The organism is Mesorhizobium sp. (genome assembly GCF_017306585.1).
GTDB lineage: Bacteria > Pseudomonadota > Alphaproteobacteria > Rhizobiales > Rhizobiaceae > Mesorhizobium.
This window is the reverse complement of record NZ_JAFKIC010000198.1, coordinates 1-26647: the sequence shown is the minus strand read 5'-3', so window position 1 is coordinate 26647 and position 26647 is coordinate 1. Positions and strand designations below refer to the sequence as shown.

The following is a 26647-nucleotide window of genomic DNA, read 5'->3' as shown; positions in this document are numbered from 1 at the left end:
GTAGGGCAGTAGGGCAGTAGGGCAGTAGGGCAGTAGGGCAGTAGAAGATTGTCCGAAGCCATAGGCTTTAACCAAGCCTTTTCCTGTTCCCCTACTGCCTTACTGCCCTACTCCCATACTGCCCTACCTCGTTCGCTAATCCGCCATCGTCTCCAAACTCGCGAAGCCCTGCGGCGCGTCGCCCTCGTCGAAGGGCGTGGTCACCTCGACGAAGGTGTCCGGATAGAAGCCGTTGAAGCGTGTGCGCAGCGACAGCGAATAGGCGCCGATATGGCCGATCTCGATCCAGTCGCCCGTGTCCACCGTTTCCGGCAGCCAGAATGGCCGGGACAGGATGTCGACGGAATCGCAGGTCGCGCCGCAGACCTTGAACGGCACGATCTTGCTCTCCTGGCCGTTGCGCGTGCGGATCGCCGGATCGGGGATGAAGCGCGCCGGCAGCGTGATCTTGCCGGTCCATGAATCCGACAGCGACGCCCAGATGCCGTCATTGATGTAGAGCCGCTTGCCCTTGCGCAGGAGCACCCGCACGATCAGCGACAGGCAGCGCGCCACGATCACCCTGCCCGGCTCCGCCACCAGGGGTATCTGGTCGAACTGATATTCCTTGAGGTCGCCCGACAGCCGCGACATGATCTGGCCGAGCGAGGGCATCTCGATCTGCTTGCGGTTCGGATCATTTCCGTATTCGGCCGGAAAACCGCCGCCGACATCGAGGCCGGCAATATCGAAGGTCAGCCGGTTGCGCACCCAGTCGGCCGAAGCCAGAGCCCGCTCGTAAGTGTCGGGGTCCTCGATCTGGCTGCCGACATGGAAGCAGAGCCCGACCTTGTAGCCGGTGCGGTTCAGCCGCTCGGCGAGTTCGACGGCGTAGGCCGGACCGGCGCCGAATTTCTTCGACAGCTCGTAGGCGGCATGCCCCTTGGTCTGCACGCGCACGAACACGCTGACCGCGCCCGGGTCGATATCGAGCGCCCGCACCACGCGCGTCAGCTTGGTGATCTCGTCCTCATGGTCGAGCGAGATGACGCGGATGCCGTATTTCTCAAGCGCAAGCTTGATGTCCGACTGCGCCTTGACCGGATGCATGTAGAGCATTTCGGCGTCAGGGGAGACGGCGCGCACGGCCGCGAACTCGCCGGGAGAGGCAACGTCGAAGGCGGTGACGCCGGCCTCGACCAGCGTCTTCAGCACGATCTGCTCGCCATTGGTCTTGACCGCATAGGCGGTCTTGCCGGGGAACATGCCCATGAATTGCCTGGCATCGGCCTTCAGCACCTGCGGGCGGAAGCAATAGACCGGATCGTCCGGGCGAAGCGCCAAAGCCGCCTCGCGGGCATTCTCGAATCGCTGCATGGACGAATCCCTGACTTCAGCTATGCACAATTAATCCAAGCTAGCCGCGAATGAAAACAATTCTGTGTCTCGTGCCGCTGACGGCCGGGCATTAGCCTTTGCCGACTGATATCGATCAGGTTTCGGGTGGTGCCGGACCGTGAACCCGCTAAGGATTGTGCCGGTCGGCGGCATTCCGGCCGTTTGGGGGAGACGATCGGCATGACGATATCAGCAACTTCAGCACAACGCGGACCGATGACGCTTTCCGACTGGGGGCAGTTGCTGCTGCTCGGCGCGATCTGGGGCGGCTCCTTCTTCTTTGCCCGCATCGCCGTCGCGGAGCTCCACCCGCTGGTGCTGGTGCTGTTTCGCGTCGCCATCGCCGCGATCGCGCTGCAGATCTATCTCGGCCTGCGCGGGCCGTCCTTCCGCCTTGCCCTGCCTCATGCCGGTCTGTTCTTCCTGCTGGCCTTCACCAACAACGTTGTGCCGTTCTCGCTTATCTTTGCCGGCCAGACGGAGCTTGGCGCCGGCGTCGCCTCGGTGCTGAACGCAACGACGCCATTCTGGACGCTGATCCTGGCCAATGCGATGACGTCGGACGAAAAACTCTCCTGGAACAAGCTGGCCGGGATCGCGCTCGGCGTCGCCGGCACGGCCGTGATGATCGGCCCGGGCCTGCTTGCCGGCCTTGGCGGTCCGGTCTGGGCCAAATTCGCGCTGATCGGCGCATCCCTGTCCTACGCCGTCGCCCTGATGGTCGCCCGCCGCTTCAAGGGCGTGCCTTCGCCTGTCGTCGCCACCGGGCAATTGACGGCTTCGACCATCATCATGATCCCGATCGTGCTCGTCGCACATGGCCCTGCCGGCCTGTTCTCCGCCTCGCCTCCGGTGTGGGCCGCGGTGCTGGCACTGGCGCTGCTCTCCACCGCTTTCGCCTATATCCTCTACTTCAATCTGGTCGCGTCGGCCGGCGCCACCAACGCCTCGCTGGTCACGCTCGTCGTACCCGCCAGCGCCCTCCTGCTCGGCTTCCTCTTCCTGGGCGAGCGGCTCGAACTGTTCGAGATCGGCGGCGTCATACTCATCGGCCTGGGCCTCGTCACCATCGACGGGCGGCTGCTTGGAAGGCGTTGAAGAGAACCGCACCGACGCGAAAGTCGAAGGCGACTTCTCGGAGGGGTTGGCGCCGTGGTGACGCGAAAGTCGAGACGACTTTCTCTGATGTAGCGCTGCCATGACACGCTGGCGACACCATCCCGCCACAATTTATTCACAGGTCCGAAGCGCCTTTTTGCCGAGGAGTTTCAACGCCTAACGGCAAAAGCGAGGTCGCAAATCCGGCAATTACGTCGCAATGCAGCACATTTTCCGCTTGCCTGTGGCACAAATGAACCTAGACTCCATGACATAGCTCTTTAAGAGGAGGCTATGTCATGGGACTTACGAGGCCAATCAACGCATTGATGATTTGTGCTGCGTTTGCTTTCATCGGCGCCCTCATTATGGGCGTCCTTCCCTGAACCCGCCAAGAACGGGGAAGACCAGCACCAAATAGTCCAGACAATTCGAAAGGCCGGGTTTTTACCCGGCCTTTTGCTTATTTAGACTTTCCTTATGCAGCGGCGGAGCCTGCCGTTTCCGCCTCGTGGGAGCGGATGCCGATCATGTGGCAGATAGCGAACACAAGGTCGGCCCGGTTCATCGTGTAGAAGTGGAAATCGCCCACGCCGCGCTCGACAAGGTCCAGCACCTGTTCGGCCGCGACGGCGGACGCCACCAGTGCATGGGTCTGCGGATCGTTCTGCAGGCCGTCGAAGCGTTCGGCGAGCCACGCCGGCACCAGTGCGCCGCAGCGGGCCGAGAAATTGGCGACCTGCGTGAAATTGTGCACAGGCAGGATGCCCGGAACGATCGGGATGTAGATCCCGGCGCGCCGCGCGCGCTCGACATAGCGCTCGTAGAGATCGTTGTCGAAGAAGAACTGGGTGATTGCCCGCGTCGCGCCATTGTCGACCTTGCGCTTCAGCATGTCGATGTCGGTGGCGAAGTCGGGGCTTTCCGGGTGCTTCTCCGGGTAGGCCGAGACCGATATGTCGAAATCGCCGGCGCCTTTCAGCGCTCCGACCAGCTCGGCGCCATTGGCGTAGCCATCCGGATGTGGCCGGTAGGCGGTGCCGACGCCCGCGGCCGGATCGCCACGCAGGGCGACGAAGCGCTTCACGCCCATGTCGGCGAATTCCTGGATCACCGCGTCGACCTGATGGCGGGCGGCATCCACACAGGTCATGTGCGCGGCAGGCGTCAGGCTGGTCTCCTTCAGGATGCGGCTGATGGTGCGCGCCGTGCGCTCACGCGTCGAACCGCCGGCGCCATAGGTCACCGAAACGAATTTCGGCTGCAGCGGCTCCAGCCGCGTGACGGTGTCCCACAGCCGGGCCTCCATCTCGTCGGTCTTGGGAGGAAAGAATTCGAAGGAAACCCTGACCTTGTCGCCAATGTCGGGGCGGCGGGAAAAACGGAACTGGTTCATCAGGCGATTTCCCTTATCTGCCGGCTATCGTTGGAAGGATCGGCGATCAGCAGGCGGCGGTCGCGGCCAAGCCACAGCTTGACCGTCAGCCGCGCCTCGTTGCCGCCGCGCGGTTCGAACTCCTGGCTGTCCTCGAGATCGAGCCCGGCCTCGGCGAACCATTCGCCAATCTGCCGGTCGGAAAAGCCGAGCCTGGCATGCGCGTGCTCGTCGCGCAAAAACTCCAGCGTGTGCGGCGCGAAGTCGACGATGACCAGGCGGCCGGCCGGGCGCAAAAGCCGCGCCGCCTCGTGGATGGCGCGCGCCGGATCATCGAGATAATGCAGCACCTGGTGGATGGTGACGAGATCGAAGGCATCGCGCTCGACCGGCGGCGAGAAGATGTCGCCCTGCCGCACCTGGGCGTTCGAGACGCCGGCCTTGTCGAGATTGGCGCGCGCCACGGTCAGCATTTCGCGCGACATGTCGATGCCGACGCCTCGCCGGTAGAGCGGCGAGAAGATTTCGAGCAGCCGCCCGGTACCGGTGCCAAGGTCGAGCATCGACTGAAACGGCCGCTTGCCGACCAGCTTGAGCATCGCCGCCTCGACGGCGCGGTCCGGCACATGCAGCGAGCGGATATGGTCCCAGCTTGCCGCATTGACCGAAAAATACTCGGCCGCCCTGTCCTGCCGCTTGCGCTTGACCGAAGCCAGCCGTTCGAGATCGCGCTCGACCTGAGGATCGGCGCCGCGAATGCCGGAAACCAGCCCGAGCACGAAATCCCTGGCGGAATCGGCATCCGACAGGCGGAAGAAAGCCCACGACCCTTCCTGGTAGCGGCCGATCAGCCCGGCCTCCAGCAGGAGCTTGAGGTGGCGCGAAACGCGCGGCTGCGACTGGCTGAGAATTTCGGTAAGATCGGAGACCGTGAGATCGCCGCGCGACAGCAGCGCCAGTATGCGCAGGCGGCTCGATTCGGCCGCCGCCTTCAATGTGTCCACCATGGTGTCGAGCGCGACATGCATCGGCATATTCTCTTTTCAGCGCATTCAGTTTGAAAAAGATATAAACATATGTTTATGTCGATTTTCAGACCCTTGCAAGCGCTATGTCGCTTCCGGACAAGAAAATGCCGCACGCGTGATTTCTGGGTGCACCGAGCCCAAAAACGTGTAGCGGTCTTGGGGCCATGACATTCGTCACCAACACATGCATCACCAGGAAGGGCCCCCGATGAGCGCACCGCGCGAGATGTTCGAGGCGCGCGAGGGCGAGCAGAGGCTGCACCACGACCCGGCGACGATGCCGCCGGATGGCGGCGTGATCTTCATCGGCCGCATCACCTCGCCCTGGACGGTGCGGGACAACTGCCCGAAGAACATGCGCGCAGCCCGCGAGACCGGACAGCCGGCGGCGCTGACGATTGAGCCACCTTACCGTGGCGGCCTGCGCGGCCTGGAGCGCGCCAGCCACATCGTCATCCTGTCCTGGCTGCACCACGCGCCGCGGAATCTGATTGTGCAGAAACCCCGCCATGCGGCTGAAGCCAAAGGCGTATTCGGCCTGCGCTCCCCTGCCCGGCCGAATCCGATCGGCCTGCATGTGGCGAGGCTGGTGCGGCTCGATATCGACGCCGGGCGCATCGACATCGACGCCATCGACGTGCTCGACGGCACCCCGGTCATCGACATAAAGCCCTATTACGCCTCGACCGACGCCTGGCCTGAAGCGATCATCGAGGGGCGTGAAGAAGCTGACAGGGTACGGCGATGACAGCTCCGACCGGCCGCCGCCGCGCCATCGCCAAGGCACTGACGGCGCTTCTGCCTCTGGCGCCTTACGCCGACATGGAGAAGATCCGTGCCGACGCCGGCTCCGTGCACATGAAGACCTTGCCGCCCACCATCGCCGTTTGGCTGGCGACCATCGCCCATGTCCGCCACGCCCATACCGACTACGAAAAACTTCTGGCCGAGGGCTACGACCGCGACTCGGCGCGGTTCTTCGTCATCGAGCAGACCAACATCGTGCTCACACGCTGGCGCGCCACGCGCCTGCTCGACGCCGATGACGAGGAGGAATGAGGTCGCCGACTATTGTCGCGTCAACACCGCGATTGCGTTGTAGGGCTGGCCATTGGCCTGGCCGAACCAGGTCCAGGACAGATTTCCCTTGAAGAACCGCACGGTGATATTGCCGCCATCGATGCACTTGTCCTGGCCGTAGGTGATGCTTTCGTGGAATTCGGCTGACATGTTGTCTCTCGATGTCTGCGACAGCGAGCCGCCGCAGCCGAGTGACGGATAATCGATCGACGCGCCGCCGTCGTTGATCGTCATGGCGATCGACCAGTCGGCGCCGGCATCGCCCGCCGGGTTCTGATGGCCGCTGCCGACCCAGGTGCCGTTCAGGGACGCCGCTGGCGCGTTCACCGTACAAGGCAGGTTCTGGAAGATCGGCGTCAGCTCGCTGCCGGTCTTCTCGCAGCGATAGGTCTGCCCGTTCTGGCAGAGTTCCTCGCCCTCCTTCGCGCATTGCGCGCTGGCTTCGCTCGCGGCGGCAAAAATCGACAAGGCCGCGACAACGATCCCAAGTCTGCCCATATCCCCCTCCCGTTTCGAGCCATCGGATCATAAGGCAACTCTAATCCAATGTATCGCTGAGATCATCGCGGAGGACGAACAGCGCCCGGCGATTGGCCCTATACCTGCTGTCCGGCACCGGTAAGCTGCCAAACCGCCTAGCGCGACAGGAGGCCCCATGAGCCAGGCAATGCAGCAAACAACGTCGCTGCCTGCGGTCAGCGACCGTCACGTCGACCCGCACGCCTATCCGGACGGCATCGCCTTCCTTGACGGCCAGTACCTGCCGATGTCGCAAGCCAAGATTTCCGTGCTGGACTGGGGGTTCCTGCATTCCGACGCCACCTACGACACCGTCCATGTCTGGAACGGCCGCTTCTTCCGGCTCGACCTGCATCTCGACCGCTTCTTCGGCGGTCTGGAAAAGCTGCGCATGACGATCCCTTTCGATCGCACCGGCGTGAGCGAAATCCTGCACAATTGCGTTGCCCTGTCGGGCCATCGCGCCGCCTATGTCGAAATGCTGTGCACGCGCGGCGCCTCGCCAACCTTCAGCCGCGACCCGCGCCAGGCGGTCAACCGGTTCATGGCCTTCGCCGTGCCGTTCGGCTCTGTCGCCAATCCCGAGCAGCTGCGGCGCGGCCTGCATGTGGCGATCAGCGATAAGGTGCGCATTCCGCCGGCCTCGATCGACCCGGCGATCAAGAACTACCACTGGCTCGACCTGGTGCGCGGCCTCTACGATGCCTATGACCGCGGCGCCGATACCGCGCTCATCCTCGACTTCAACGGCAATGTCGCCGAAGGCCCGGGCTTCAACGTCTTCTGTGTCAAAGACGGGAAGCTGTCGACGCCGGCCATCGGCGTGCTGCCCGGCATCACAAGGCGCACCGTCTTCGACCTCTGCGCGGAGGCCGGCCTTTCAGCCGCGGCGACCGATGTCAGCGTCGCGGCGCTGCGTGGAGCAGACGAGGTCTTCATCACCTCGACCGCCGGCGGCATCATGCCGGTGACGCGGATCGACGGCGCGGCAATCGCCGACGGCAACGTCGGACCGATCACCAGCCGGCTGATGGCACTCTATTGGCAAAAGCACGACGACCCGGCCTGGTCCCATCAGGTGAAGTACCCCTGACCGCCCGGGACGGCTGACTTAAAAAGATTCCCCCTCGCCTCTGGAAAATCGGGGGATCGACCGTATATGCCCCAAAGCGGAGAAGCCTCCGCTTTCACCAGAAATTGCGCCCGCAGGGGCAAGGATTCCACATCATGACATCAAAGGTTTGGTTCATCACCGGATCGTCGAAGGGCTTTGGCCGCGTCTGGGCCGAGGCCGCGTTGGCGCGTGGCGACCGCGTTGCCGCGACCGCCCGTGACGCCGGCACGCTCGCCGATCTCGTCGAGAAATACGGCGACAACGTCGCCGCCATGAAGCTCGACGTCAACGACAAGAAGGCCGTCGACGCGGCAATCGCCGAAGCGCACAAGCGCTTTGGCCGGCTCGACGTCGTCATCAACAATGCCGGCTACGGCCATTTCGGCGCCATCGAGGAAGTCTCAGAACAGGAAGCGCGCGACCAGATCGAGACCAATGTGTTCGGCGCGCTCTGGGTCACCCAGGCGGCCCTGCCGATCATGCGGGCGCAGCGGTCCGGCCACATCATCCAGATTTCGTCGATCGGCGGCGTCAACGCCTTTGCCTCGCTTGGCCTCTACCACGCCTCGAAATGGGCGCTCGAAGCCTTCAGCCAGTCGCTCAGCATCGAGGTCGCGGAATTCGGCATTCATGTCACGCTGGTCGAGCCCGGCGGCTTCTCCACCGACTGGTCGGGGGCCTCCGCCAAGATCTCGAAGCCGATCGAGGCCTATGCGCCCGCCCGCGCCAAGATGGCCGAGCGCCGCGCCAATTCCGTCGCCGGCGATCCCGAGGCAACCGGCCCGGCGATGCTGGCCATCGTCGACGCGGCCGAGCCGCCGCTTCGGGTGTTCTTCGGCGATGGCGGCCTGCCGATGATCAAGCAGGAATATGCCAACCGCATCGCCACATGGGAAAAGTGGGACCACGTTTCCGTCATGGCGCAAGGCGCCAGGAAGAACCGCAAGGGCTGAGGCCCCTTCGAGTTTCGGCTACGCCGCTCCATTGCGGCGTAGCCCCGCCCTCAAGCCCGATAAATCCACTGCTCCGGCACGCGCACCGATATCTCTTCACCGGCCTTGATCGTTCCCGGCTTTTCGACCCAGGCGACGAGGCCGCGCAGTCGCTTCGCGGTTTTCGGAAACAGCAGCGCACCGGCTTCGATGTCGGCCATGCCGGCGTTTTCGGCGATCGAACGGCCGGCAAGACGGCATGGTGCGTTCTGCGCGTCGACCTTGATGGTCACGCCGCCCTTGAAGAACAGCAGCGTACCGGCCGGCAACATGGAAAGGCGCGGCACGCCCTCGATCACCAGATTGGCGCCGATCCATTCCGGCCTGATCTCGGCCAGCCCCATCCGTTCGGCGACGATGGCGAGTTCGTCCGCCGCCACGATGGAAAGCTGCCGCTCGTTGCGCATCTCGGTGCCGCGCGGATACCAGGGTTCGCGCCCGCCGGAGCGCCGTGTCGGCCCAACGTGGAAATCGCCCGAAATGCCGTCGAAGCCGAGCCGCAATTCGGCCACCGGGCGTGTCTGGAAATGGTCCGACGGCGCGACGTAGAGCGCTGCCGCGCGCGCGGAGAACTTTCTGGACGGGATGATTTCGACCGGCTTTTCGGCCTCCGGGAAAAGATCGAGCATGGGCTTCAGTCCTTGGATTGGTCCTGCTTTTGCCCCTCGCCCGGCAAGACCGCAAGAGCGGTCCGGGCGAGAACGCGCAACTCCTCGGCCGAAGCGCCGTCGCGCGCCTGGATCGACATGCCGTTCATGACCCCGGCGAGATATTTGGCAAAGGCCTCCGCCGGGAAGCCTTCCGGCAATTCGCCCGATGCCCTGCCCTTCTCCAGCCGCCCGGCGATCGCTGCTTCACTTGCCTTGCGATAGGTCTTGAGTTCATCGGCAATGGCTTGCGCCTGCGGCGACGTTGCCAGCCCGCCGCTGATGAACAGGCAGCCGCCCGGCTTGCCCGGCCTGGAATAGGTTTCCGCCGCGCCCATTAGCAAGCGCCGGATCGCTTCGTGCGTCGGTACCGGCGCGCTGAGCGCCTCCAGCGCAAAGCCGATCTCGGTCTGGTGATATCGCTCCAGCGCCTTGCGGAACAAGGTCTCCTTGTCGGTGAAGGCGTTGTAGATCTGCGGCGGCGTCAGCCTCATCGCCTCGCGCAGCATGGCCAGCGACGTCGCCTCATAGCCATGTTCCCAGAACAGATGCATCGCCGCATCGAGCGCCCTGTCGGGGTCGAAGGCGCGCGGCCGGCCGCCGCGAGGCTTTTCCAAATTATTCATATCGATCGTTACGAAACCTGTTGACTCATCCGACGCTCGTAACGTAACAATTGATACGAAACATGGCAAGCCGGAAGAAACCGCTGCCGGCGAGGCCATGCAACCCTGGAACAGGAAAAGTCCGATGCCGATCACCGTAACAGCGCCCCAAGACGTACTGACATCAGCCGGAGAGCGCGAAATCCTGCCGCGCCTCAGCGCCGCCCTGATCGAAGCTTCCGGCGCGTCAGGCAATCCGTTCTTCACCGCCATCGTCGGCGGCACGGTCCACATACTGCCGCCGCATCACATCTATGCCGGCGGCAAAAATCGGCCCGTCGTCATGGTCGAGCTGAAACTCCCCAATATCGGCCTCGGTTCGATCGAGGCCCGCAATGCCTTCATCGGCGCCGCAGCCAAAATCGTCGACGAACTCAGCGTCCCCGGGCACAAGCCCGAAAACACCTGGATCAACATCCTCAACGCGCCCGACGGCGGCTGGGGCATTGGAGACCGGCAGTACACAGGCGATGCGCTCGTCGCGGCCGCGACCGCCGCCGCGCATTGACGAACAGGAAGATGCGGCTCCCCGCCGATCACGATCTTCTGACCGAAAGCCGGTGCAGCGCCGCATTGCCGCCGCGCTGCACCCGCTTCATGGTGGCGTCCAGGCGGTCGACGGAGGTTCGTGATGCGTCCCGGAGCGGCAATCGCAGCGCTTTGGCTGATCTGGGTGGTCACATGGATCGCGGCGGCGCTGTGGGCCGATCCGGCCCAAAAACGCGCCACCATCGGGGAGGAAGTCCGCTACCGCATATTCTGGGCGGCGGGCACCGCCCTGCTTCTGGTTCCAGCCCATGGCTATCAGGGCAGATTGAGATTGTGGATTCCGAGCCTTGCCGAGGCCTGGGTCTGCGTCGTGCTGGTTGCCGCGGGCATCATCTTTGCGTGGTGGGCGCGCATCCATCTGGGCAGGCTGTGGTCAGCCTCGATCACCGCCAAGGCCGATCATCGCGTGGTCGACAGCGGGCCTTACGGGCTGGTCCGGCATCCGATCTATACCGGGCTGCTGCTGGCCGTGCTCGCCACCATGGCGGCCAAGGGCACGGTCTGGGGCATTGCCGGCACGGCCCTGCTCATCATCGGCGTCGTCATCAAGGCAAAGCTGGAAGAGCACTTCCTGCGCGGCGAACTTGGTCCCGCCTATGACGATTACGCCAGGCGGGTGCCTATGCTGGTTCCCTTCGCTCCAGCCTGAAGGACCGGCTCAAAGCATCCTCAGCAGCGCACCGCCGATCGAATATCCCGCGCCGAACGCGCAGATCAGGCCGAAATCGCCGGGCGTCATGTCTGCATGGTTCTCCGACAGCGCCACGATGGCGCCGGCGCCCGCCGTATTGCCCAGCTTTTCCAGTACCATCGGCGCGCGGTCATGTCCGACATCGTGGCCGAACGCCAGCTTCAGGATCATCGCGTTCATGCGCGCATTGGCCTGATGCAGCCAGAAACGCCTGACGGCCTCAGGCGTAAGGCCATGCTCGGCCAGGAATTCGACGATGAATTTGTGTCCGGCAACGGTGACTTCCTTGAACACCTTGTTGCCGACCTGCTTGATAAGGTTGCCTTCCAGGTCGATCATGTAGGGATCGTCCTGCGCGGTTCGGGTGTGGTAGCCGAGATTGGTGCGGATGTTGTTCGACATCTGCGTCCACAGGCGCGTGTCGAGCACCTCGAAGCGCCCGGGCCGCTTGTCACCCTGCGCCAACCCCTCCACCACCATCGACACCGAGGCATCGCCGAAGATGAAGTGCGTCTGCCGGTCGCGGAAATTCAGATGGCCGGTGATGATCTCCGGCGTGGTCACCAGGACGCGCTTGTGCGCGCCCGAACGCACCAGATTGACCGCCATGTGCAGGGCCGCGGCGGCGGACGAGCAGCCAAGCCCCATGTCGAAGCCGGCGCCAACCGTTCCCAGCGCTTGCTGCATCTCGATTGCGATCGCCGGATAGGGCCGCTGGTGGTGCGAGGCCGAGCAGATGATCAGGTCGACCTGCGAAGGCTCGAGCCCGGCATGATCGAGTGCCTTCCTGGCCGAGGCGATGCCGAATTCGGCCTCCAGTGACAGCGCATCGTCCGGGCGCGCCGGAATGCGCGGCGTCATCCGGGCCGGGTCCAGAATGCCCTCCCGCTCGATCACATGGCGGCTGCGCACGCCCGAGGCGTGGACGATGAAGTCGGCGTCCGACTTCTGCAGCGGCGCCTCGCCGGTGGTCTGGCGGCGCGCATTCTCCATGTCGACCCAGCTGTTGAAGCTCTCGACCAGCTCTTCATTTGTGATGACAGGCTCAGGAATTTCAGCGCCGATGCCGCTGATGATGACGCGATGCATGTTTCAGTCCGTCCCATCCGCAGGCGTTGCGGCTTCATGTGGGCGCCGAAACGCTTCGGCGCAACACTTTTCTATCAGGCGAGTTTACGCCGGCTTAAACCGATCGTCTAAGCCGGCTTAAACCGAAGCTTCAGGCCGGCCCAAACCCTGGCTCACCAGGCGCACAGCTTGGTGTTGGTCTGCGGGTTGTTCCAGCAGGCGCCGTCGTCGCGGCTGCGCACATATTGTCCGGGCAACGCCACGTTGCGGCTGCCGAGATTGACATAGCCATAGGCGAAGCCCGGCCCGTCGATCTCCAGCACATAGGTCGGATAGCCCGGCGCCGAGATGCGGAAGCTGCCGGCATCGTCGATCGCCCTGTATGTGCAGGCGAAATACCCGTCATCCGTGGTGAAGCAGCGTGCCCGCTTGGCCTCAGCCGAAACCGAAAACGCCAACAGCGCCGCCGCGCATACACCGCCGCCATAAAGCAACTTCTTCATTGTCATATTCACCCCCAGCCACAGGAGCCATCAAGGCCCCGCAAGATGAATTGCGCATGACAGCCAGACCAGGTCAAGCAACAGAAAAGGCCGCGGCCGAATAGGCAGTTCACTTCCGAGGACGTGTTGCGATTCAGGTCAGGCCGGCCTCACCTGAAGATCGACATACCCTAGCCGGCCCGTTTGGCGACGATGAAAATGCGGGGGAAGCGCAGCAGCACCTTGCCATCGGCCGTCTTCGGATAGGCCTTGGCGATCTTTGCGGTATAGCTGTCCAGGAAGACCTTGCGTTCGTCGGCCTCCAGCGGGTCGAGGAACGGCTTCAGCCCGGTCGACTTCACCCATTCCACGATCGCCTCGGCATTCGCCAGCGGATGGTTGTAGATGGTGTGCCAGATATCGAGCCGGTCAGACAGCGGCGCAAGAAGATCATAGTAGAACGACACCGGCGGCAAAGGCGCGCGCGCCGCGCCCTTTATCCTGGCCGCGAACGGCACCTCGGCGGCGGTTTCCCGCATCAGGCGATGCGAATCCTCGGCCATATTGTCGGGCATCTGGACGGCAAGGGCGCCGCCGGGCGCGAGAAATCCCATCAGCCGCTGGAACACCTGCGGATGGGTGGGCAGCCACTGGAACACCGCATTGGCGAAGATCACGTCGACCGGCTTTTCCGGCTGCCATGTGGCGGCGTCCGCAAGGTCGAAGGTCACATTGGGCAGCCGCGCCCTCGCCTTCTCGATCATGTCGGGCGAGGTATCGAAGCCACTGACCTCGGCGTCGGGCCAGCGCTCGACCAGCAATTCGGTCGAGTTGCCCGGCCCGCAGCCTATGTCGACGACGCGGCGCGGGAAATCCACCGGCACCTGGGCCGCCAGATCACGCGCAGGCCGCGTGCGCTCATCCTCGAATTTCAGATATTGGGCGGCGGACCAGTCAGCCATTGGAGCTCTCCTCGTTTCCTGAGAAATTCGCCGCCCCTTGAAATCCTTACCGCGTCAGCCGCTTGTGCGTCATGCGGTGCGGGGCTGCTGCCTCGGCGCCCAGGCGCCGCAGCTTGTCCTTCTCGTATTCCTCGAAATTGCCTTCGAACCATTCGACATGCGCGTCGCCTTCGAAGGCGAGCATGTGTGTGGCCATGCGGTCGAGGAACATACGGTCGTGGCTGATGATGACGGCGCAGCCCGCATAGGCCTCCAGCGCGTCTTCAAGCGCACCCAGCGTTTCGGTGTCGAGGTCGTTGGTCGGTTCGTCGAGCAGCAGCACATTGCCGCCGTTCTTCAGCATCTTGGCCAGGTGCACGCGGTTGCGCTGACCGCCCGAGAGGTTGCCGACCTTCTGCTGCTGGTCGCCGCCACGGAAGTTGAAGGACGAGCAGTAGGCGCGGCTGTTGACCTCGTGCTTGCCGAGCTTGATGACCTCGGCGCCGCCCGAGATTTCTTCCCACACGGTCTTATTGGCGTCGAGCGCGTCGCGGCTCTGGTCGACGTAGCCGAGCTTGACCGTCTCGCCGATGCGGATCGAGCCGGCATCGGGCTTCTCCTGGCCGGTGAAGGTCTTGAACAGCGTCGTCTTGCCGGCGCCGTTCGGGCCGATGACGCCGACAATGCCGCCCGGCGGCAGCCTGAACGACAGGTTCTCGATCAGCAGTTCATCGCCAAAGCCCTTGTTGAGGCCTTCGACCTCGATGACGACATTGCCGAGCCGTTCGCTCGACGGAATGACGATCTGCGTGTCGGTCGGCTTGCGGTTCTGCGACTGCTCGACCAGTTCCTCATAGGCCTTGATGCGTGCCTTCGACTTGGTCTGGCGTGCCTTCGGCGAAGACTGGATCCATTCGCGCTCGCGCCAGATCGACTTCTGGCGGGCGTCGTCCTCGCGGCCTTCCTGGATCAGGCGCTTGGCCTTGGCGTCGAGATACTTCGTATAGTTGCCCTCATAGGGGATGCCACGGCCGCGATCGAGCTCGAGGATCCAGCCGGTGACGTTGTCGAGGAAGTAGCGATCGTGGGTGATGATCAGCACCGAGCCGGGATAGTCGCGCAGGTGCTTTTCCAGCCACGCCGTGGTCTCGGCGTCCAGATGGTTGGTCGGTTCGTCGAGCAGCAGAAGATCGGGCTGGCGCAACAGGAGCTGGCACAGCGCGACGCGGCGGCGCTCGCCGCCCGACAGGTTCGTCACTTCGGAGTCGCCTGGCGGGCACTGCAGCGCATCCATCGCCATTTCGACCTGCTGCTCGAGATCCCACAGGTTGAGCCGGTCCATCTCGTCCTGGAGCTTGGCGGACTCATCCGCCGTCTCGTCGGAATAATTCATCATCAGCTCGTTGTAGCGCTCGATGATGGCCGTCTTCTTGGCGACGCCGTCCATGACGTTTTCCATCACGGTCTTGTTGGGGTCGAGCTGCGGTTCCTGCGGCAGATAGCCGACAGTCGCGCCCTCGGCGAGCCACGCCTCGCCCTGGAACTCCTTGTCGAGCCCCGCCATGATGCGCAGGATGGTCGACTTACCCGAACCGTTGGGGCCGAGAATGCCGATCTTGGCATCGGGATAGAAGGACAGATGAACGTTATCGAGCACCTTCTTGGTGCCATAGGCCTTCGAGAGGCCTGACATATGATAGATGAACTGGCGTGCCACGCGCGCTTTCCCTGAAAAACTGACTGGATTTGCCGATTTGAATGAGGTTGGCCGCTATGTAGGCGATGCGGCGGCGAACGGCAATCGCTTTTGCCGGATCCGGCCGCCGACACGCATATGTGTGCGCCGCCGCTGAAGTTTTCCACCGCCTTCAGGCGTGCGGAAATATCTGGTTAACCCTTGCGCGTCAAAACAGGATCGGGGTGGAATCGCTGGTTTGCCGTGATTCCTGGCGCGAGAGAATGGATCGACGGCAGTGTTGAACAGTGTCCTGCTCCTTGCCGAAGCGGTCGTCTACTTCAGCGTCATGGTCACGCTCTTCCGCTTCCGCAAGCGCATCGGCCTCGGCGTCTTCGTCTGCGCGCTCGGCGTCATGCATTTCCTCGAAACCTATCTCGCCAGCGTCTTCTACGTCGCCTTGCCGTTCGGCATGGTGTCGCCCGGCTCGGCGGTGATGTTTTCGGGCAAGCTCGTGATGCTGCTCCTGCTCTACATCAAGGAGGACGCCGCCACCGTGCGCCAGCCGATCTACGGCCTGCTGCTCGGTAACGCGCTGATGATCGGCCTGGTGCTCCTGTTGCGCATGCATGTCATCGCCCCCCTGCCCGACGGCAAATCGCCTGACATCGGCTTCATCGATGAGATGGGCTGGCTGATGGTTTGGGGCACGACGCTGCTGTTCGTCGACGCCATCCTGCTCATCCTGCTCTACGAGAAGCTCGGCCGCTATCTTCGCCAGGCGCAGTTCGCGCGCATCCTGATTTGCGTCGCCTGCGTGCTCACCTTCGATCAGGCCGGCTTCTTCACCGCGCTGCATTTCGTCGCCGGCGCGCCGATCGCCGTCTTCTTCGGCGGCTGGTTCGCCAAGATGGCGGCGGCGTTGGCCTTCAGCGCCATGCTCGTCGCCTATCTCAAATGGTTCGAGGCTCGCGACATCCAGGTGCCGCGCGGCCTGACCGACATTTTCGAGACGCTGACCTATCGCGAGCGCTATGAGGCGCTTGTCGAACATGTCGGCCGCGACGGCCTGACCGGCCTGCTGCACCGCGGCCGTTTCGACAGCGATGGCGAGGCTGCGGTTCAGGCGAGCCTGCGCACGGCCAGGCCGCTCAGCCTGCTGATCGTCGACGTCGACCATTTCAAGTCGATCAACGACCGCTTCGGCCATGCCGAGGGCGACAAGGTTCTCAAAGCGGTAGCAGCCGTGCTCGGCGAGGCGGCAAGCGCGCAGGACCAGGTCTTCAGGATCGGCGGCGAAGAGTTCGCCATACTGAGCTCGCGCCCCCATTCCGTCGCCCGCCTGTTTGGCGAAAGCATCCGCAATGCGGTAAAGGCATCGGCCGCGACCAGCCGTTTCGGCGTCACCGTCAGCGCCGGCGTTTCCACCGTCAGCGAAACGACGCGCTGCCTGTCCGACCTGTTCGCGCTCGCCGACCAGCGCCTCTACAAGGCGAAGTCGACCGGGCGCGACCGCGTTGTCGGCGAGCCGGGCGGCAACGAGCACGACGCCGCGATTGCCTGGACAAAACCCGCGCAGATCTAAATCCAGTTCCTAGCCCTGCCGCTGCCGGACTATGCCGGTCGCCGTGGACACCGCCATCAGCGCGATCGCCAGCCATTTCAGCGCCGTGATGATCGGCCCGGCCTGGATGTCGTAAGCAATGAACAGCAGGATGCCCGGCACCAGCAGGCCGCACATGATCAGCATGATGCGGTTGATCTGCCATGACACTTTGGCGGCCAAGGCTTCGTCGCCGGCTGCCGGGACCAGTGCGGCACGCAATGTCCTGCCGCCCACCAGCATGGCCGAAAGCCGCATCGAAACCGGCAGGCCGAGACCGATGATGAGAAAGGCGCAGGCGGCGAGCAGCAGGGAGAATTTCAACGCGCTGGTTTGCGCCGGTATGGGAAACAGCACCGTCGCCAGCGGCAGGAAGACGCCGGCGATGCCGATCGCGGCTATCACGATGAAGATGGCGGCGTTGACCCAGGTGAACAGCTGGTAGGTGCCGGCGCCGATCGGCGCCGACAGCGTGCGCATCCGCGCCCACTCGGCTTCGCTGTAGGAAAAGCCCGGCCACTCCATGCGGGCATCGTTGATGGAAACCATGCCCTTGGCCCAGAAGGCCAGCCGCGCCAGCGCGCCACCGGTGATGCCATCCATTGCAACCCCCGCCCAATGAAGTCAGGGGCAGCATAGCACCGTTTCGCAGACGCGCGACAGCCGCGCCGGCTTGCCGGCAGGGCTACCTCGCGCTTACTGAAATCCGATCGGATCCACCACGCCCACCGGGCAACCGGCCTTGTTGGTCGGCACAGAGGCCAGCAACAGGTCCTTGAGCGAACTGTTCGGCCCGATCGGGCCGGCGAGGCCGAGCGTCAATTCTCCGATCATGCGGCGACCGCTCGACGGATCGATGAGGCAGGAGACGCGCACCCGGTCACCTGCCCCAGCGCCGAAGGCCTGATCGAAGGCGCCGCGGATCTGGTCGGCCGTCAGCTTGCCGCCGATGTTCTTTGCGAAGAGATCGCGCACCGGCGAACCATTCACCTCGCGCATCAGGTTAAGCGCGTCGGAGAAGTACTCCTGCTGGCTCTTGCCGTAGCAGGTGCCGTGCTTGATCCACTCATGCCGTTCGAGCTTCGAGGCCGTGCCCGGCATCACCTTGTCCAGTTCCGCGCGAGTGGCGGGATCGAGGTTGACCGGCGGCAGATCCTGCCAGTGGGCCGGGTTGTCGTTGGCTTTGTCGCCGGACGAAACCTGGCAATAGAAATTGCCGTTCGGCTGCGGCCACAAACCGTGCAGGGTGAAATTGGTGGCGTCGAATTCGTTCGGGTTCTGCGCCCTGCACTCGGGCTTGTTCGACTTGGTTTCGCAGAATGCCGGCTGCCAGCTCAAGGCGAAGACATATTCGGGCTTTCCCGAAGCCGCGGGCTTTCCCTGCCCAGCCGGCGCCGCCGGCGCTACGGCGGCATTGCTGCCCGACAGATGTCCGCAACTGACCTTGACCCAGCGGCGTTCAGGATCGGCGCCCGGCACCACGATGAGATAGTGCGTCGGCGTGTCCTTGTTGCCGGCCAGGAGCTGGTAGCTCTGCCCGGCATCGGTGGAGACATTGCCGGGATTCTTGCCGTTCTTGATCGCCTGCGTCGCCGGACAGGATGCATCGGCGACGAAACTGCCGCTCATCTTGACCTCGGCATGTGCGACCCCTGCCAGCGATGCCGCCAGACCTGCCAATCCGAAAACAAACGCAATGCGCATTAAAAATCCCCGCTGAATAAAGTGGGCGACAGACTGCCGCTGTCTCCATGTCAGAATTGCGATATTTTGTTGAACAAAGGCAAGAAACATCGTCACGGGAAAGCAAGCCCGGTGGATTGACGCAAAACCGGCACCGGCGCAAACAACGCCGACAACAAGAAAAGCGGGCACGGGAGATCAGGCGGCATGTCATTCAGTCAGCAGCGCATGGTCCGCTCTCCGACCGGCGCCGATCTCAATCTGTTCGTCAAAGAAGCCGAAGGCGGCCAGCGCGCTGTCATCCAGATCAATCATGGCCTTGCCGAACATGCCGCGCGCTACGGCCGCTTCGCCGATTTCCTCGCCCGGCGCGGCTTTCACATCTATGTCCACGACCATCGCGGCCATGGCCACACCAAGGCGCCCGAAGCGCCCCTCGGCCGGTTCGCCGACAAGGACGGCCCCGCCAAGGTGATCGCCGATGTCGACGCCGTCCACGATCTCATCGCCGGCGAACATCCGGGCCTGCCGGTCATCCTCTTCGGCCATTCCATGGGCGCGTCCGTTGCGCTGAACTATCTTCTGCGCCATTCGTCCCGTATTCATGCCGCCGCCATCTGGAACGGCAATTTTTCCCAAGGCCTGCTTGGGCAGGTAGCCCTGGGCATCCTTGGCTGGGAACGCATGCGGCTGGGTTCGGACGTCCCCTCCCGCCTGCTGCCGAAGCTGACCTTCCAGGCCTGGGGCAAGGCCGTGCCCAACCACCGCACGCTTTTCGACTGGCTGTCGCGCGACGAGGCGGAGGTGGCGAAATACATCGCCGACCCGCTGTGCGGCTGGGATGCATCGATCTCGATGTGGCGCGACGTGGTCTCGATGGCGCTGAACGGCGGCAGGGATGCCGCCTTCGCCAATGTCCGCCGCGATCTCCCCGTCAGCATCGTCGGTGGCGAGAAGGATCCCGCTTCGGACTACGGCAAGGGCATCACCCATCTCGCCAGACGGATGCGGGCGATGGGGTTTTCGAATCTCGTTTCAACAGTTTACGCCGACACCCGCCACGAAAGCCTGAACGAGGTGAACCGCGACGCCATCATGGATGATTTCGCTGCCTGGGCCGACGGCGTGCTTGAGAAGTAATGGCCTTGGCCCATCGCAAGAACCGTGACAGCGGCACAAGGTGTTGATAGAGGCTGCGTTTCCGACCAATTTCTGGTGATCCATGGCTGAACCCCCGCTGAGAGGCGTCCGCGTCATCGAACTCGCCCGGATCCTTGCCGGGCCCTGGGCCGGGCAGCTGCTCGCCGACCTTGGCGCCGACGTCATCAAGGTCGAGAGCCCGGATGGCGGCGACGACACCCGCAAATGGGGCCCGCCCTTCGTCACGAGCCATGACGGCGAGAACCTGTCGGCCGCCTATTATCATTCCTGCAACCGCGGCAAGCGCTCCATCGCCATCGATTTCTCCACACCGGAAGGCGCCGAAACGGTGCGCCGGCTGGTTGCGACGGCGGATGTGCTGATCGAGAACTTCAAGCTTGGCGGCCTGAAGAAATACGGCCTCGACTATGCCAGCCTGCGCCAGATCAATCCGCGTCTCGTCTACTGCTCCATCACCGGTTTCGGCCAGGACGGCCCCTACGCGCCGCGCGCCGGCTACGATTTCATCATCCAGGCCATGGCCGGCATGATGTCGATCACCGGCGAGCCCGGCCGCGAGCCGCAAAAAGCCGGCGTCGCCATATCGGACATTTTCACCGGCCTCTATTCGGTCATCGCCATCCAGGCGGCACTGCGCCATGCCGGGCAGACCGGTGAAGGCCAGCACATCGACATGGCCTTGTTCGACACCCAGATTTCAGCGCTCGGCAACCAGAACCTCAACTATCTCGTCTCCGGCAAGCCGCCGGTGCAGATGGGCAACGCGCATATGAACATCGCGCCCTACGAAGGGCTACCGGTCCGGGATGGTCACATCATCCTGGCCATCGGCAATGACGGCCAGTTCGCCAAGTTCTGCGCCGTGGTCGGGCTGGATGAACTGCCCGGCAATCCCGATTTCACCACAAATCCAGCCCGGGTCGCCAACCGTGTGGACCTTCGCGCCCGCATCATCGAAGCGCTGAAGACCTGGGATCGCGATCCGTTGCTGGCGAAACTCGAGGCGGCCGGCGTGCCAGCGAGCCCGATCAACAATATCGGCCAGATGTTCGCCGATCCGCAGACGATCGCGCGCGGCATGCGGCTCGACCTCGATGACGGCCATGGCAATCGCCTGCCCTCGGTGCGCGCGCCGATGGTCATGTCGGGCACGCCGCTTGTCTATGAGCGCCCCTCGCCGCGGCTTGGCGAGCACACGCAGGAAATCCTTGCCGAACTGGAGAAGTCTGGAAAATGAAGACCGGCGGACAACTGATTGTCGACGCGCTCGAAGCCAACGGCACCGACCGCATTTTCTGCGTGCCCGGCGAATCCTATCTCGCAGTGCTCGACGCGCTGCATGACTCCTCGATCCGCACCATCGTCTGCCGCCAGGAAGGCGGGGCTGCCATGATGGCCGATTGCCAGGGACGGCTGACCGGCCAGCCCGGCATCTGTTTCGTTACCCGTGGCCCCGGCGCCACCAACGCCTCGGCCGGCGTCCATATCGCCATGCAGGATTCGGTGCCGATGATCCTGTTCATCGGCCAGGTCGCCAGCCACGCCAAGGAGCGCGAGGCCTTCCAGGAAGTCGACTACGTCAGGTTCTTCGGCGACATCGCCAAATGGGTGGTCGAGATCGACGACGCCTCGCGCATTCCCGAATTCGTCACCCGTGCCTTCGCCGTGGCGACGTCGGGCCGCCCCGGCCCCGTCGTCATCTCGCTGCCGGAGGACATGCTGACCAGCGAGGTCGAGGCGCCGCAAGCGCTTCCGCATACGCCGGTGGAGACGCGCCCCGGTGACACGGAGCTCGACGCGCTGGAAATGCTGCTGGCCAACGCCAGGCATCCCTTCGTTATCCTCGGCGGCACGCGCTGGGATGCCGAGGCTGTGGCGCGGATGCAGGCCATATCAGAGGCGTGGTCGTTGCCGGTCGGCTGCTCGTTCCGCCGGCAGATGCTGTTCGACCATCTGCACCAGAACTATGCCGGCGACGTCGGCATCGGCATCAACCCGAAGCTGGCTGCGGCGATCAAGCAGGCCGACGTCGTCCTCCTGATCGGTGGCCGCATGGGCGAGATGCCGTCTTCCGACTACACGCTGCTGAAGAGCCCCTATCCCGACCAGGCGCTGGTGCATGTCCATGCCGATGCCGGCGAGCTTGGCCGCGTCTACCGGCCGACAATCGCCATCAACGCCTCGCCTGCCGCCTTCGTCGAAGCCTTCGCCAGGCGCAAGCCGGCCGCCGCGCCGGCATGGGCTGATGAAACCGCCAAACTGCATGCCGCCTATCTCGACTGGTCGACGCCGCCGCAAACCGGTCCTGGCGCGGTCCAGATGGGACCGATCATGACCTATCTCGAAAAGGCGCTGCCGGAAGACGCCATCCTGACCAATGGCGCCGGCAACTACGCCACCTGGGTGCACCGCTTCCACCGTTTCCGCCGCTTTGCCACGCAAGGCGCGCCGACTTCCGGCTCGATGGGCTACGGCACGCCGGCGGCGGTCGCCGCCAAGGCGCTTTATCCCGACCGCACCGTGGTCGCCTTTGCCGGCGACGGCTGTTTCCTGATGAACGGACAGGAATTCGCCACCGCCGTGCAATACGACCTGCCGATCGTGGTGATCGTCGTCAACAACGGCATCTACGGCACTATCCGCATGCATCAGGAGCGCGAATATCCCGGGCGTGTCGTCGGCACCGATCTCAAAAACCCTGACTTCGCCGCGCTCGCACGCGCCTATGGCGGCCATGGTGAGACGGTGGAAAAGACGGCGGATTTCGCGCCGGCTTTCGAACGCGCCAGTGCCAGCGGCAAGCCCGCGATCGTAGAAATCCGGCTCGATCCGGAGGCGATCACGCCGACCCGTACGATGACGCAGATCCGCGACAAGGCTTGAGTACCGAGAAAGCCTGGAAAAGTTGAAGAAAAAAACGGGGCTGCCCTTGCCCCGTTGGGGTACTGGAGTTTGAAGGCCAGCCCGCGCGAGCGGGACTGGCTCCAACTGCTGTCCACGGCCTGCCAGAGCAGGAAGGGCCCGTAAGCCAGCAGGTCTGCATTGCCGGGCCGCTATCATTGCCCAGCGTGTCCCCGAAGGCGACGGTCAGTTGTCGCGATCCATGATGCCGAGGCAAACTAGGTGTTCACGCCGTTTGCCGCAGCGGACAAATAAGGACATTTGAGGACAATTCGCACTACGGCCGCACGCGCGACCAGTGAAAGCCACGCGCGCGCCCTGCGGCGCTGCCTTCGCGAACTACATCGCCTTGTCGATCTGCCCGCGAATCTCGCCGTCCTTGTTGGCGGCCGTATGGACGTTGACATAGTACTTGCCGGCCTCGAGGTCGGCAGCCTGCGCATCGGTCAACGTCGCCGATCCCTTGATCGGGCTCTTGATCTTGCCCTTGAACGGGATAACCGGCGGAGCGTTCGCGCCCATCTCGGCCGGGCCGTGGATATGCGCCATCGTCGCCGGTCCGCTCAAGCCCGAATATTTCACGTTCCAGCTGAGCTTCTTCTTGGTGGTGTCGAAGGTGAAAGTCGCGGTGCCCTTGCCCTTGGTGGTGACGGGCGGGCTCTGCTGGCTGCCGTCGAGCGTTGCCTTGTACTTCACCACCTCGGCCAGGGCCGGCGAGACGAAAAGCAAAGCGGACGAGATGGCCAGTGCCGAAAACACCGGCAGAAAGGATTGTCTGCGCATGTAGAACCTCCAAGTGGCTGTCGCATGCGTCGCGGCTCCCCGGCGCGCGCATGCCTCAACGTGAACGATCGGGCGGCGCAATGTAATCCCGGCACACGTTTTTGTGACCGGCGCATAAAAGGGCAATTCCCAGTGTCTTTCAGGCCGCTGCCAGCCCTTGCGTCAGGTCAGCGATCAGATCGTCTGGGTGTTCGACGCCGATCGACAGCCTTACCGTCGTTTCGAGCACGCCGATGCGCTGCCGCACCTCGAACGGAATGCCCGAATGCGTCATGGCCGCAGGGTGGCTGGCCAGCGATTCCGTGCCGCCCAGGCTCACCGCCAGCTTGAAGATCTGCAGAGCGTTCAGGAACGCGAAGGCGGCCTTCTGCCCGCCCCTTATATCGAAGGAGAATGTCGAGCCCGCGCCACTGCATTGCGTCTTGTAGACACGCCCCGCCGCCGTATCCTCCTCCAGGAAGGGCAGGTAATGCACCTTCTCGACCTTTGGATGATCCCGCAGGAATTCGGCGATCAGCCGGGCATTGTCGTTTGCCCTTTCCATGCGGATGGACAGTGTTTCCAGAGAGCGGCCGAGCATCCAGCAGGAATGCGGATCGAGTTGCGTGCCGATCGCGCCGCGCAGCGCCTTGATCGGCTTGGTCACCGCCTTGCCGCCGAGCACAGCGCCGGCGATCAGGTCGGAGTGACCGCCAACATATTTGGTCAGAGAATAGACCGAGATATCGGCGCCATGCTCTATCGGCCTCTGGAAGACAGGTCCGAGCAGCGTATTGTCGCAGACGACGATCGGCGCCACACCTTGTCTTGAGCCGAGCTCGTCGGCGACCTGCCGCATAAGCGCTACATCGACCAGGGTGTTCGTCGGATTGGACGGCGTCTCGATCAGTATGACAGACACCCGGCCTTTGGCGGCGGCAACATTCACGGCCGCGCGCACCGACGCCTCATCGACGCCGTTGGCGAAGCCGACGGCACCGATGCCGAAACCGGCAAGCGTGCGCGTCAGCAGCGTCTCGGTGCCACCATAGAGTGGCTGCGAATGCAGGACGACGTCACCCGGACGGGCATAGGCCAGCAGCGTCGTGGCAATCGCCGACATCCCTGATGAAAACAGGATGCAGCTGTCCGTGCCCTCATAAACGGACAGCCGGTCCTCGACGATCTCGCTGTTGGGATGATTGAAACGCGAATAGATAAGGCCGGACGCCGTGCCGGACGGCGGCTCCTTGCGGCCGGATGTGTAGTCGAAGAAGTCGCGTCCCTCCTCTGCCGATTTGAAGACGAAGGTGGAGGTGAGGAACACCGGCGGCTTGACCGCTCCTTCCGAAAGCTGCGGATCGAAGCCATAGCCCAGCATCAGCGTTTCGGGATGGAGCTTATGGTTGCCGATATGGGTTTTCGAAGGACGCGGCGCGGTCATGGTGTTCCCTGCTTTCGAGGAGTTTCGAGCCGCAATTTATGCGATGCCGGCGATGCAGTCCTTGCTATTTTCGGGCCTCCATGTCTGCTTCTCCGCAATGAATTGCCCAAGGAGACGCAAGGTGCAGCAGAAGATAGCTGATGATTTCGACCGCAAGATACTCCATGAACTGCGCGCCGACGCCCGCATCACCAACAACGAACTTGCCGAGCGTATCGGCCTGTCGCCGTCGCCTTGCCTGAGGCGCGTACGGCGGCTGGAGGAAACCGGTGTCATCAGGGGCTACACCACGCTCGTCGATCCCGCCGCCTTCGGCTGGAGCATGGTCGCTATCGCCACCATAAGGCTCAGCCGCCAGAACGAGGACGAGATCGTCATGTTCGAGGAGGCGATCCGTGGCTGGGACGAGGTGCTGGAATGCCATCTCGTCACCGGTTCGCGCGATTATGTTCTGAAGGTGGTGACCGGCAGCCTCGAACAGTATGAGAGCTTCATCAAGGCCAAGATCGCCCGGCTGAAATGCGTCGCCTCGATCGAGACCAGCTTTGTCATGAACACCATAAAGGAACGGCGCCTCTGACATGGCCGAGGCGCCGTTCCCGATCATCGTTTGAGCATGGGCCGTCAGGCAACATGCTCTGACGGCAAGTTACTGGATCGCCTTGTCGGTGATCGCCGTGGTGTAGGCGCCGGTCGGCTCCTTGGTGATGATCTTCTGGTCGAGCAGCGCCTTGGCGGTGCGTTCGTAGGCGGCCGGAATCAGCTTGCCGTCGGCATTGTCGATCAGCTTGGCCACTTCCTTCATCATGAACTTCTGGTGGTTTTCGTCCTGGCCGCCGCCGTCGACCACGATCCCGGCTGCCTCGTCGGTGTTCTCCGTGGCGTATTTCCAGCCCTTCATCGAGGCGCGCACGAAACGCACCATCTTGTCGGAGAAGGCAGGATCCTTGAGCTTGTCCTCAAGCGTGTAGAGCCCGTCCTCCAGGAGATCGTTGCCCATGGCCGAGTAGTTGAAGACGACCAGGTCTTCCGGCTTGTAGCCGGCATCCAGCACCTGGCCGTATTCGTTGTAGGTCATGACCGAGATGCAGTCCGCCTGCTTCTGGATCAGCGGCTGTACGTCGAAGCTCTGCTTCAGCACGGTGACGCCGTCCGGGCCGCCATCGGTCTTGAGGCCGATCTTGTTCATCCAGGCGTAGAACGGATATTCGTTGCCGAAGAACCAGACGCCGAGCGTGTGGCCCTTGAAGTCGGCTTCGGTCTTGATCGGCCCGTTCTTCGGGCAGACCAGTTCCATGCCGGCCTTCTTGAAGGGCTGTGCGATGTTGACAAGCATGACGCCCTTGTCGCGGGCAGCGAGCGCGCCGCCCATCCAGTCGACGATGACGTCGGCGCCGCCGCCGGCGATTACCTGTTCGGGCGCGATATCGGGACCGCCCGGCTTGATGTCGACGTCGAGGCCTTCCGCGTCATAGAAGCCCTTGGCCTTGGCGACATAGTAGCCGGCAAACTGGGCCTGCGTGACCCATTTCAGCTGCAAGGTCACCTTGTCGGCCGCCATCGCCTGGAAGGCGGCCAGCGACATCGCACCGGCCATAAGTGAAACAATCAGTCTTTTCATCTTTTTACCCTCTGAAGTTAGCACCCAAACCCACCGCCCCTATCCACCACGGACAGAGGGATGCCAAAACGTGACGGCTCTTTCGACAAGAGCGACCACGCCATAAAAGACCGAACCCGCAAGGGCTGCAACTGCGATTTCGGCCCAGACCATGTCGATGTTCATCCGTCC

Annotated in this window: 27 protein-coding genes and 1 pseudogene; 12 read left to right on the top strand and 16 right to left on the bottom strand. The window is 63.5% G+C overall.

Annotated elements, in window-relative coordinates; all coding sequences use genetic code 11:
• Window positions 1-135: 135 nt before the first annotated feature.
• Window positions 136-1356 (bottom strand): alanine racemase, encoded by a 1221-nt coding sequence (locus J0I79_RS24375; protein WP_292865200.1) that lies wholly within the window; start codon window positions 1354-1356, stop codon window positions 136-138.
• Between the two features lie 201 nt (window positions 1357-1557).
• On the opposite strand from J0I79_RS24375, the gene J0I79_RS24370 reads away from it, so the two are divergent.
• Entirely contained in the window at window positions 1558-2475 is a 918-nt protein-coding gene (locus J0I79_RS24370; protein WP_292865197.1) for a DMT family transporter, read from the top strand.
• A 478-nt stretch (window positions 2476-2953) separates the two neighbouring features.
• Here the strand turns inward: J0I79_RS24370 and metF are convergent, their stop codons facing one another.
• A complete protein-coding gene (gene metF / locus J0I79_RS24365; protein WP_292865194.1) occupies window positions 2954-3871 on the bottom strand; it encodes a methylenetetrahydrofolate reductase [NAD(P)H] in 918 nt (305 codons plus the stop codon).
• A complete protein-coding gene (locus tag J0I79_RS24360) occupies window positions 3871-4878 on the bottom strand; it encodes a metalloregulator ArsR/SmtB family transcription factor (protein ID WP_292865203.1) in 1008 nt (335 codons plus the stop codon). The genes metF and J0I79_RS24360 overlap by 1 nt, the downstream gene beginning before the upstream one ends.
• 208 nt (window positions 4879-5086) lie before the next feature.
• On the opposite strand from J0I79_RS24360, the gene tsaA reads away from it, so the two are divergent.
• Both tsaA and J0I79_RS24350 read left to right on the top strand, forming a co-directional pair.
• Complete coding sequence (gene tsaA, locus J0I79_RS24355) at window positions 5087-5626, top strand: tRNA (N6-threonylcarbamoyladenosine(37)-N6)-methyltransferase TrmO (protein ID WP_292865190.1); 540 nt, start codon at window positions 5087-5089, stop codon at window positions 5624-5626.
• On the top strand, window positions 5623-5937 hold the full coding sequence (locus J0I79_RS24350; RefSeq protein ID WP_292865187.1) for a DUF2293 domain-containing protein: 315 nt from the start codon (window positions 5623-5625) through the stop codon (window positions 5935-5937). The genes tsaA and J0I79_RS24350 overlap by 4 nt, the downstream gene beginning before the upstream one ends.
• 9 nt (window positions 5938-5946) lie before the next feature.
• Here the strand turns inward: J0I79_RS24350 and J0I79_RS24345 are convergent, their stop codons facing one another.
• The gene (locus J0I79_RS24345) at window positions 5947-6456 is read right to left on the bottom strand and encodes a hypothetical protein (RefSeq protein ID WP_292865184.1); all 510 of its coding nucleotides are present in this window, start codon (window positions 6454-6456) and stop codon (window positions 5947-5949) included.
• A 157-nt stretch (window positions 6457-6613) separates the two neighbouring features.
• On the opposite strand from J0I79_RS24345, the gene J0I79_RS24340 reads away from it, so the two are divergent.
• Together J0I79_RS24340 and J0I79_RS24335 are read left to right on the top strand one after the other, a co-directional pair.
• Window positions 6614-7570, top strand: coding sequence for a D-amino acid aminotransferase (locus J0I79_RS24340; RefSeq protein WP_292865180.1), 957 nt, complete (start codon window positions 6614-6616; stop codon window positions 7568-7570).
• Between the two features lie 134 nt (window positions 7571-7704).
• Entirely contained in the window at window positions 7705-8544 is an 840-nt protein-coding gene (locus J0I79_RS24335; RefSeq protein WP_292865178.1) for an SDR family oxidoreductase, read from the top strand.
• A 50-nt stretch (window positions 8545-8594) separates the two neighbouring features.
• Here the strand turns inward: J0I79_RS24335 and J0I79_RS24330 are convergent, their stop codons facing one another.
• Window positions 8595-9212 carry an MOSC domain-containing protein gene (locus J0I79_RS24330; protein ID WP_292865176.1) on the bottom strand — a complete coding sequence of 206 codons (618 nt, stop codon included), beginning with the start codon at window positions 9210-9212 and terminating at the stop codon, window positions 8595-8597.
• A 5-nt stretch (window positions 9213-9217) separates the two neighbouring features.
• Window positions 9218-9856, bottom strand: a complete 639-nt coding sequence (locus J0I79_RS24325) for a TetR/AcrR family transcriptional regulator (RefSeq protein ID WP_292865173.1) — start codon at window positions 9854-9856, stop codon at window positions 9218-9220.
• A gap of 124 nt (window positions 9857-9980) precedes the next feature.
• On the opposite strand from J0I79_RS24325, the gene J0I79_RS24320 reads away from it, so the two are divergent.
• Window positions 9981-10403: a hypothetical protein gene (locus J0I79_RS24320; RefSeq protein ID WP_292865170.1), complete on the top strand. Its 423-nt coding sequence runs from the start codon at window positions 9981-9983 to the stop codon at window positions 10401-10403.
• A 123-nt stretch (window positions 10404-10526) separates the two neighbouring features.
• A complete protein-coding gene (locus tag J0I79_RS24315) occupies window positions 10527-11093 on the top strand; it encodes an isoprenylcysteine carboxylmethyltransferase family protein (protein WP_292865167.1) in 567 nt (188 codons plus the stop codon).
• A 9-nt stretch (window positions 11094-11102) separates the two neighbouring features.
• Here J0I79_RS24315 and J0I79_RS24310 read toward each other — a convergent pair whose 3' ends face one another.
• The 4 genes from J0I79_RS24310 to ettA form a co-directional block, all read right to left on the bottom strand.
• The gene (locus tag J0I79_RS24310; protein WP_292865164.1) at window positions 11103-12224 is read right to left on the bottom strand and encodes a beta-ketoacyl-ACP synthase III; all 1122 of its coding nucleotides are present in this window, start codon (window positions 12222-12224) and stop codon (window positions 11103-11105) included.
• Between the two features lie 152 nt (window positions 12225-12376).
• A complete protein-coding gene (locus J0I79_RS24305; protein WP_292865161.1) occupies window positions 12377-12706 on the bottom strand; it encodes a hypothetical protein in 330 nt (109 codons plus the stop codon).
• Between the two features lie 170 nt (window positions 12707-12876).
• Entirely contained in the window at window positions 12877-13647 is a 771-nt protein-coding gene (tam, locus tag J0I79_RS24300; protein ID WP_292865158.1) for a trans-aconitate 2-methyltransferase, read from the bottom strand.
• Between the two features lie 46 nt (window positions 13648-13693).
• Window positions 13694-15343, bottom strand: a complete 1650-nt coding sequence (gene ettA / locus J0I79_RS24295; RefSeq protein WP_292865155.1) for an energy-dependent translational throttle protein EttA — start codon at window positions 15341-15343, stop codon at window positions 13694-13696.
• Between the two features lie 256 nt (window positions 15344-15599).
• Between ettA and J0I79_RS24290 the strand changes: the two genes are divergently transcribed.
• Window positions 15600-16886, top strand: a complete 1287-nt coding sequence (locus J0I79_RS24290; protein WP_292865151.1) for a GGDEF domain-containing protein — start codon at window positions 15600-15602, stop codon at window positions 16884-16886.
• A 9-nt stretch (window positions 16887-16895) separates the two neighbouring features.
• Here J0I79_RS24290 and J0I79_RS24285 read toward each other — a convergent pair whose 3' ends face one another.
• Together J0I79_RS24285 and J0I79_RS24280 are read right to left on the bottom strand one after the other, a co-directional pair.
• Window positions 16896-17507, bottom strand: a complete 612-nt coding sequence (locus tag J0I79_RS24285; protein WP_292865148.1) for a hypothetical protein — start codon at window positions 17505-17507, stop codon at window positions 16896-16898.
• 93 nt (window positions 17508-17600) lie between these two features.
• Window positions 17601-18608 carry a ribonuclease gene (locus tag J0I79_RS24280; RefSeq protein WP_292865145.1) on the bottom strand — a complete coding sequence of 336 codons (1008 nt, stop codon included), beginning with the start codon at window positions 18606-18608 and terminating at the stop codon, window positions 17601-17603.
• Window positions 18609-18794: 186 nt separating this feature from the next.
• Between J0I79_RS24280 and J0I79_RS24275 the strand changes: the two genes are divergently transcribed.
• The 3 genes from J0I79_RS24275 to J0I79_RS24265 all read left to right on the top strand — a co-directional run bounded on the left by J0I79_RS24275 (window position 18795) and on the right by J0I79_RS24265 (window position 22631).
• Window positions 18795-19727 carry an alpha/beta hydrolase gene (locus J0I79_RS24275; RefSeq protein ID WP_292865142.1) on the top strand — a complete coding sequence of 311 codons (933 nt, stop codon included), beginning with the start codon at window positions 18795-18797 and terminating at the stop codon, window positions 19725-19727.
• Window positions 19728-19809: 82 nt separating this feature from the next.
• Complete coding sequence (locus J0I79_RS24270) at window positions 19810-20985, top strand: CaiB/BaiF CoA-transferase family protein (protein WP_292865139.1); 1176 nt, start codon at window positions 19810-19812, stop codon at window positions 20983-20985.
• The gene (locus J0I79_RS24265) at window positions 20982-22631 is read left to right on the top strand and encodes a thiamine pyrophosphate-binding protein (protein ID WP_292865136.1); all 1650 of its coding nucleotides are present in this window, start codon (window positions 20982-20984) and stop codon (window positions 22629-22631) included. Before J0I79_RS24270 ends, J0I79_RS24265 begins: the two co-directional genes overlap by 4 nt.
• Before the next feature lie 357 nt (window positions 22632-22988).
• On the opposite strand, the gene J0I79_RS24260 is transcribed toward J0I79_RS24265, so the two are convergent.
• Window positions 22989-23432, bottom strand: coding sequence for a CHRD domain-containing protein (locus J0I79_RS24260; RefSeq protein WP_292865133.1), 444 nt, complete (start codon window positions 23430-23432; stop codon window positions 22989-22991).
• Window positions 23433-23571: 139 nt separating this feature from the next.
• Window positions 23572-24855 (bottom strand): cystathionine gamma-synthase family protein, encoded by a 1284-nt coding sequence (locus tag J0I79_RS24255; protein ID WP_292865130.1) that lies wholly within the window; start codon window positions 24853-24855, stop codon window positions 23572-23574.
• Between the two features lie 121 nt (window positions 24856-24976).
• Here J0I79_RS24255 and J0I79_RS24250 point away from each other — a divergent pair, with 121 nt between their 5' ends.
• Window positions 24977-25435, top strand: coding sequence for an Lrp/AsnC family transcriptional regulator (locus J0I79_RS24250; RefSeq protein ID WP_292865127.1), 459 nt, complete (start codon window positions 24977-24979; stop codon window positions 25433-25435).
• 69 nt (window positions 25436-25504) lie between these two features.
• On the opposite strand, the gene J0I79_RS24245 is transcribed toward J0I79_RS24250, so the two are convergent.
• Window positions 25505-26476: an ABC transporter substrate-binding protein gene (locus tag J0I79_RS24245; RefSeq protein WP_292865124.1), complete on the bottom strand. Its 972-nt coding sequence runs from the start codon at window positions 26474-26476 to the stop codon at window positions 25505-25507.
• 39 nt (window positions 26477-26515) lie between these two features.
• Window positions 26516-26647, bottom strand: a pseudogene (locus tag J0I79_RS24240) (ABC transporter permease); the annotation flags it as partial.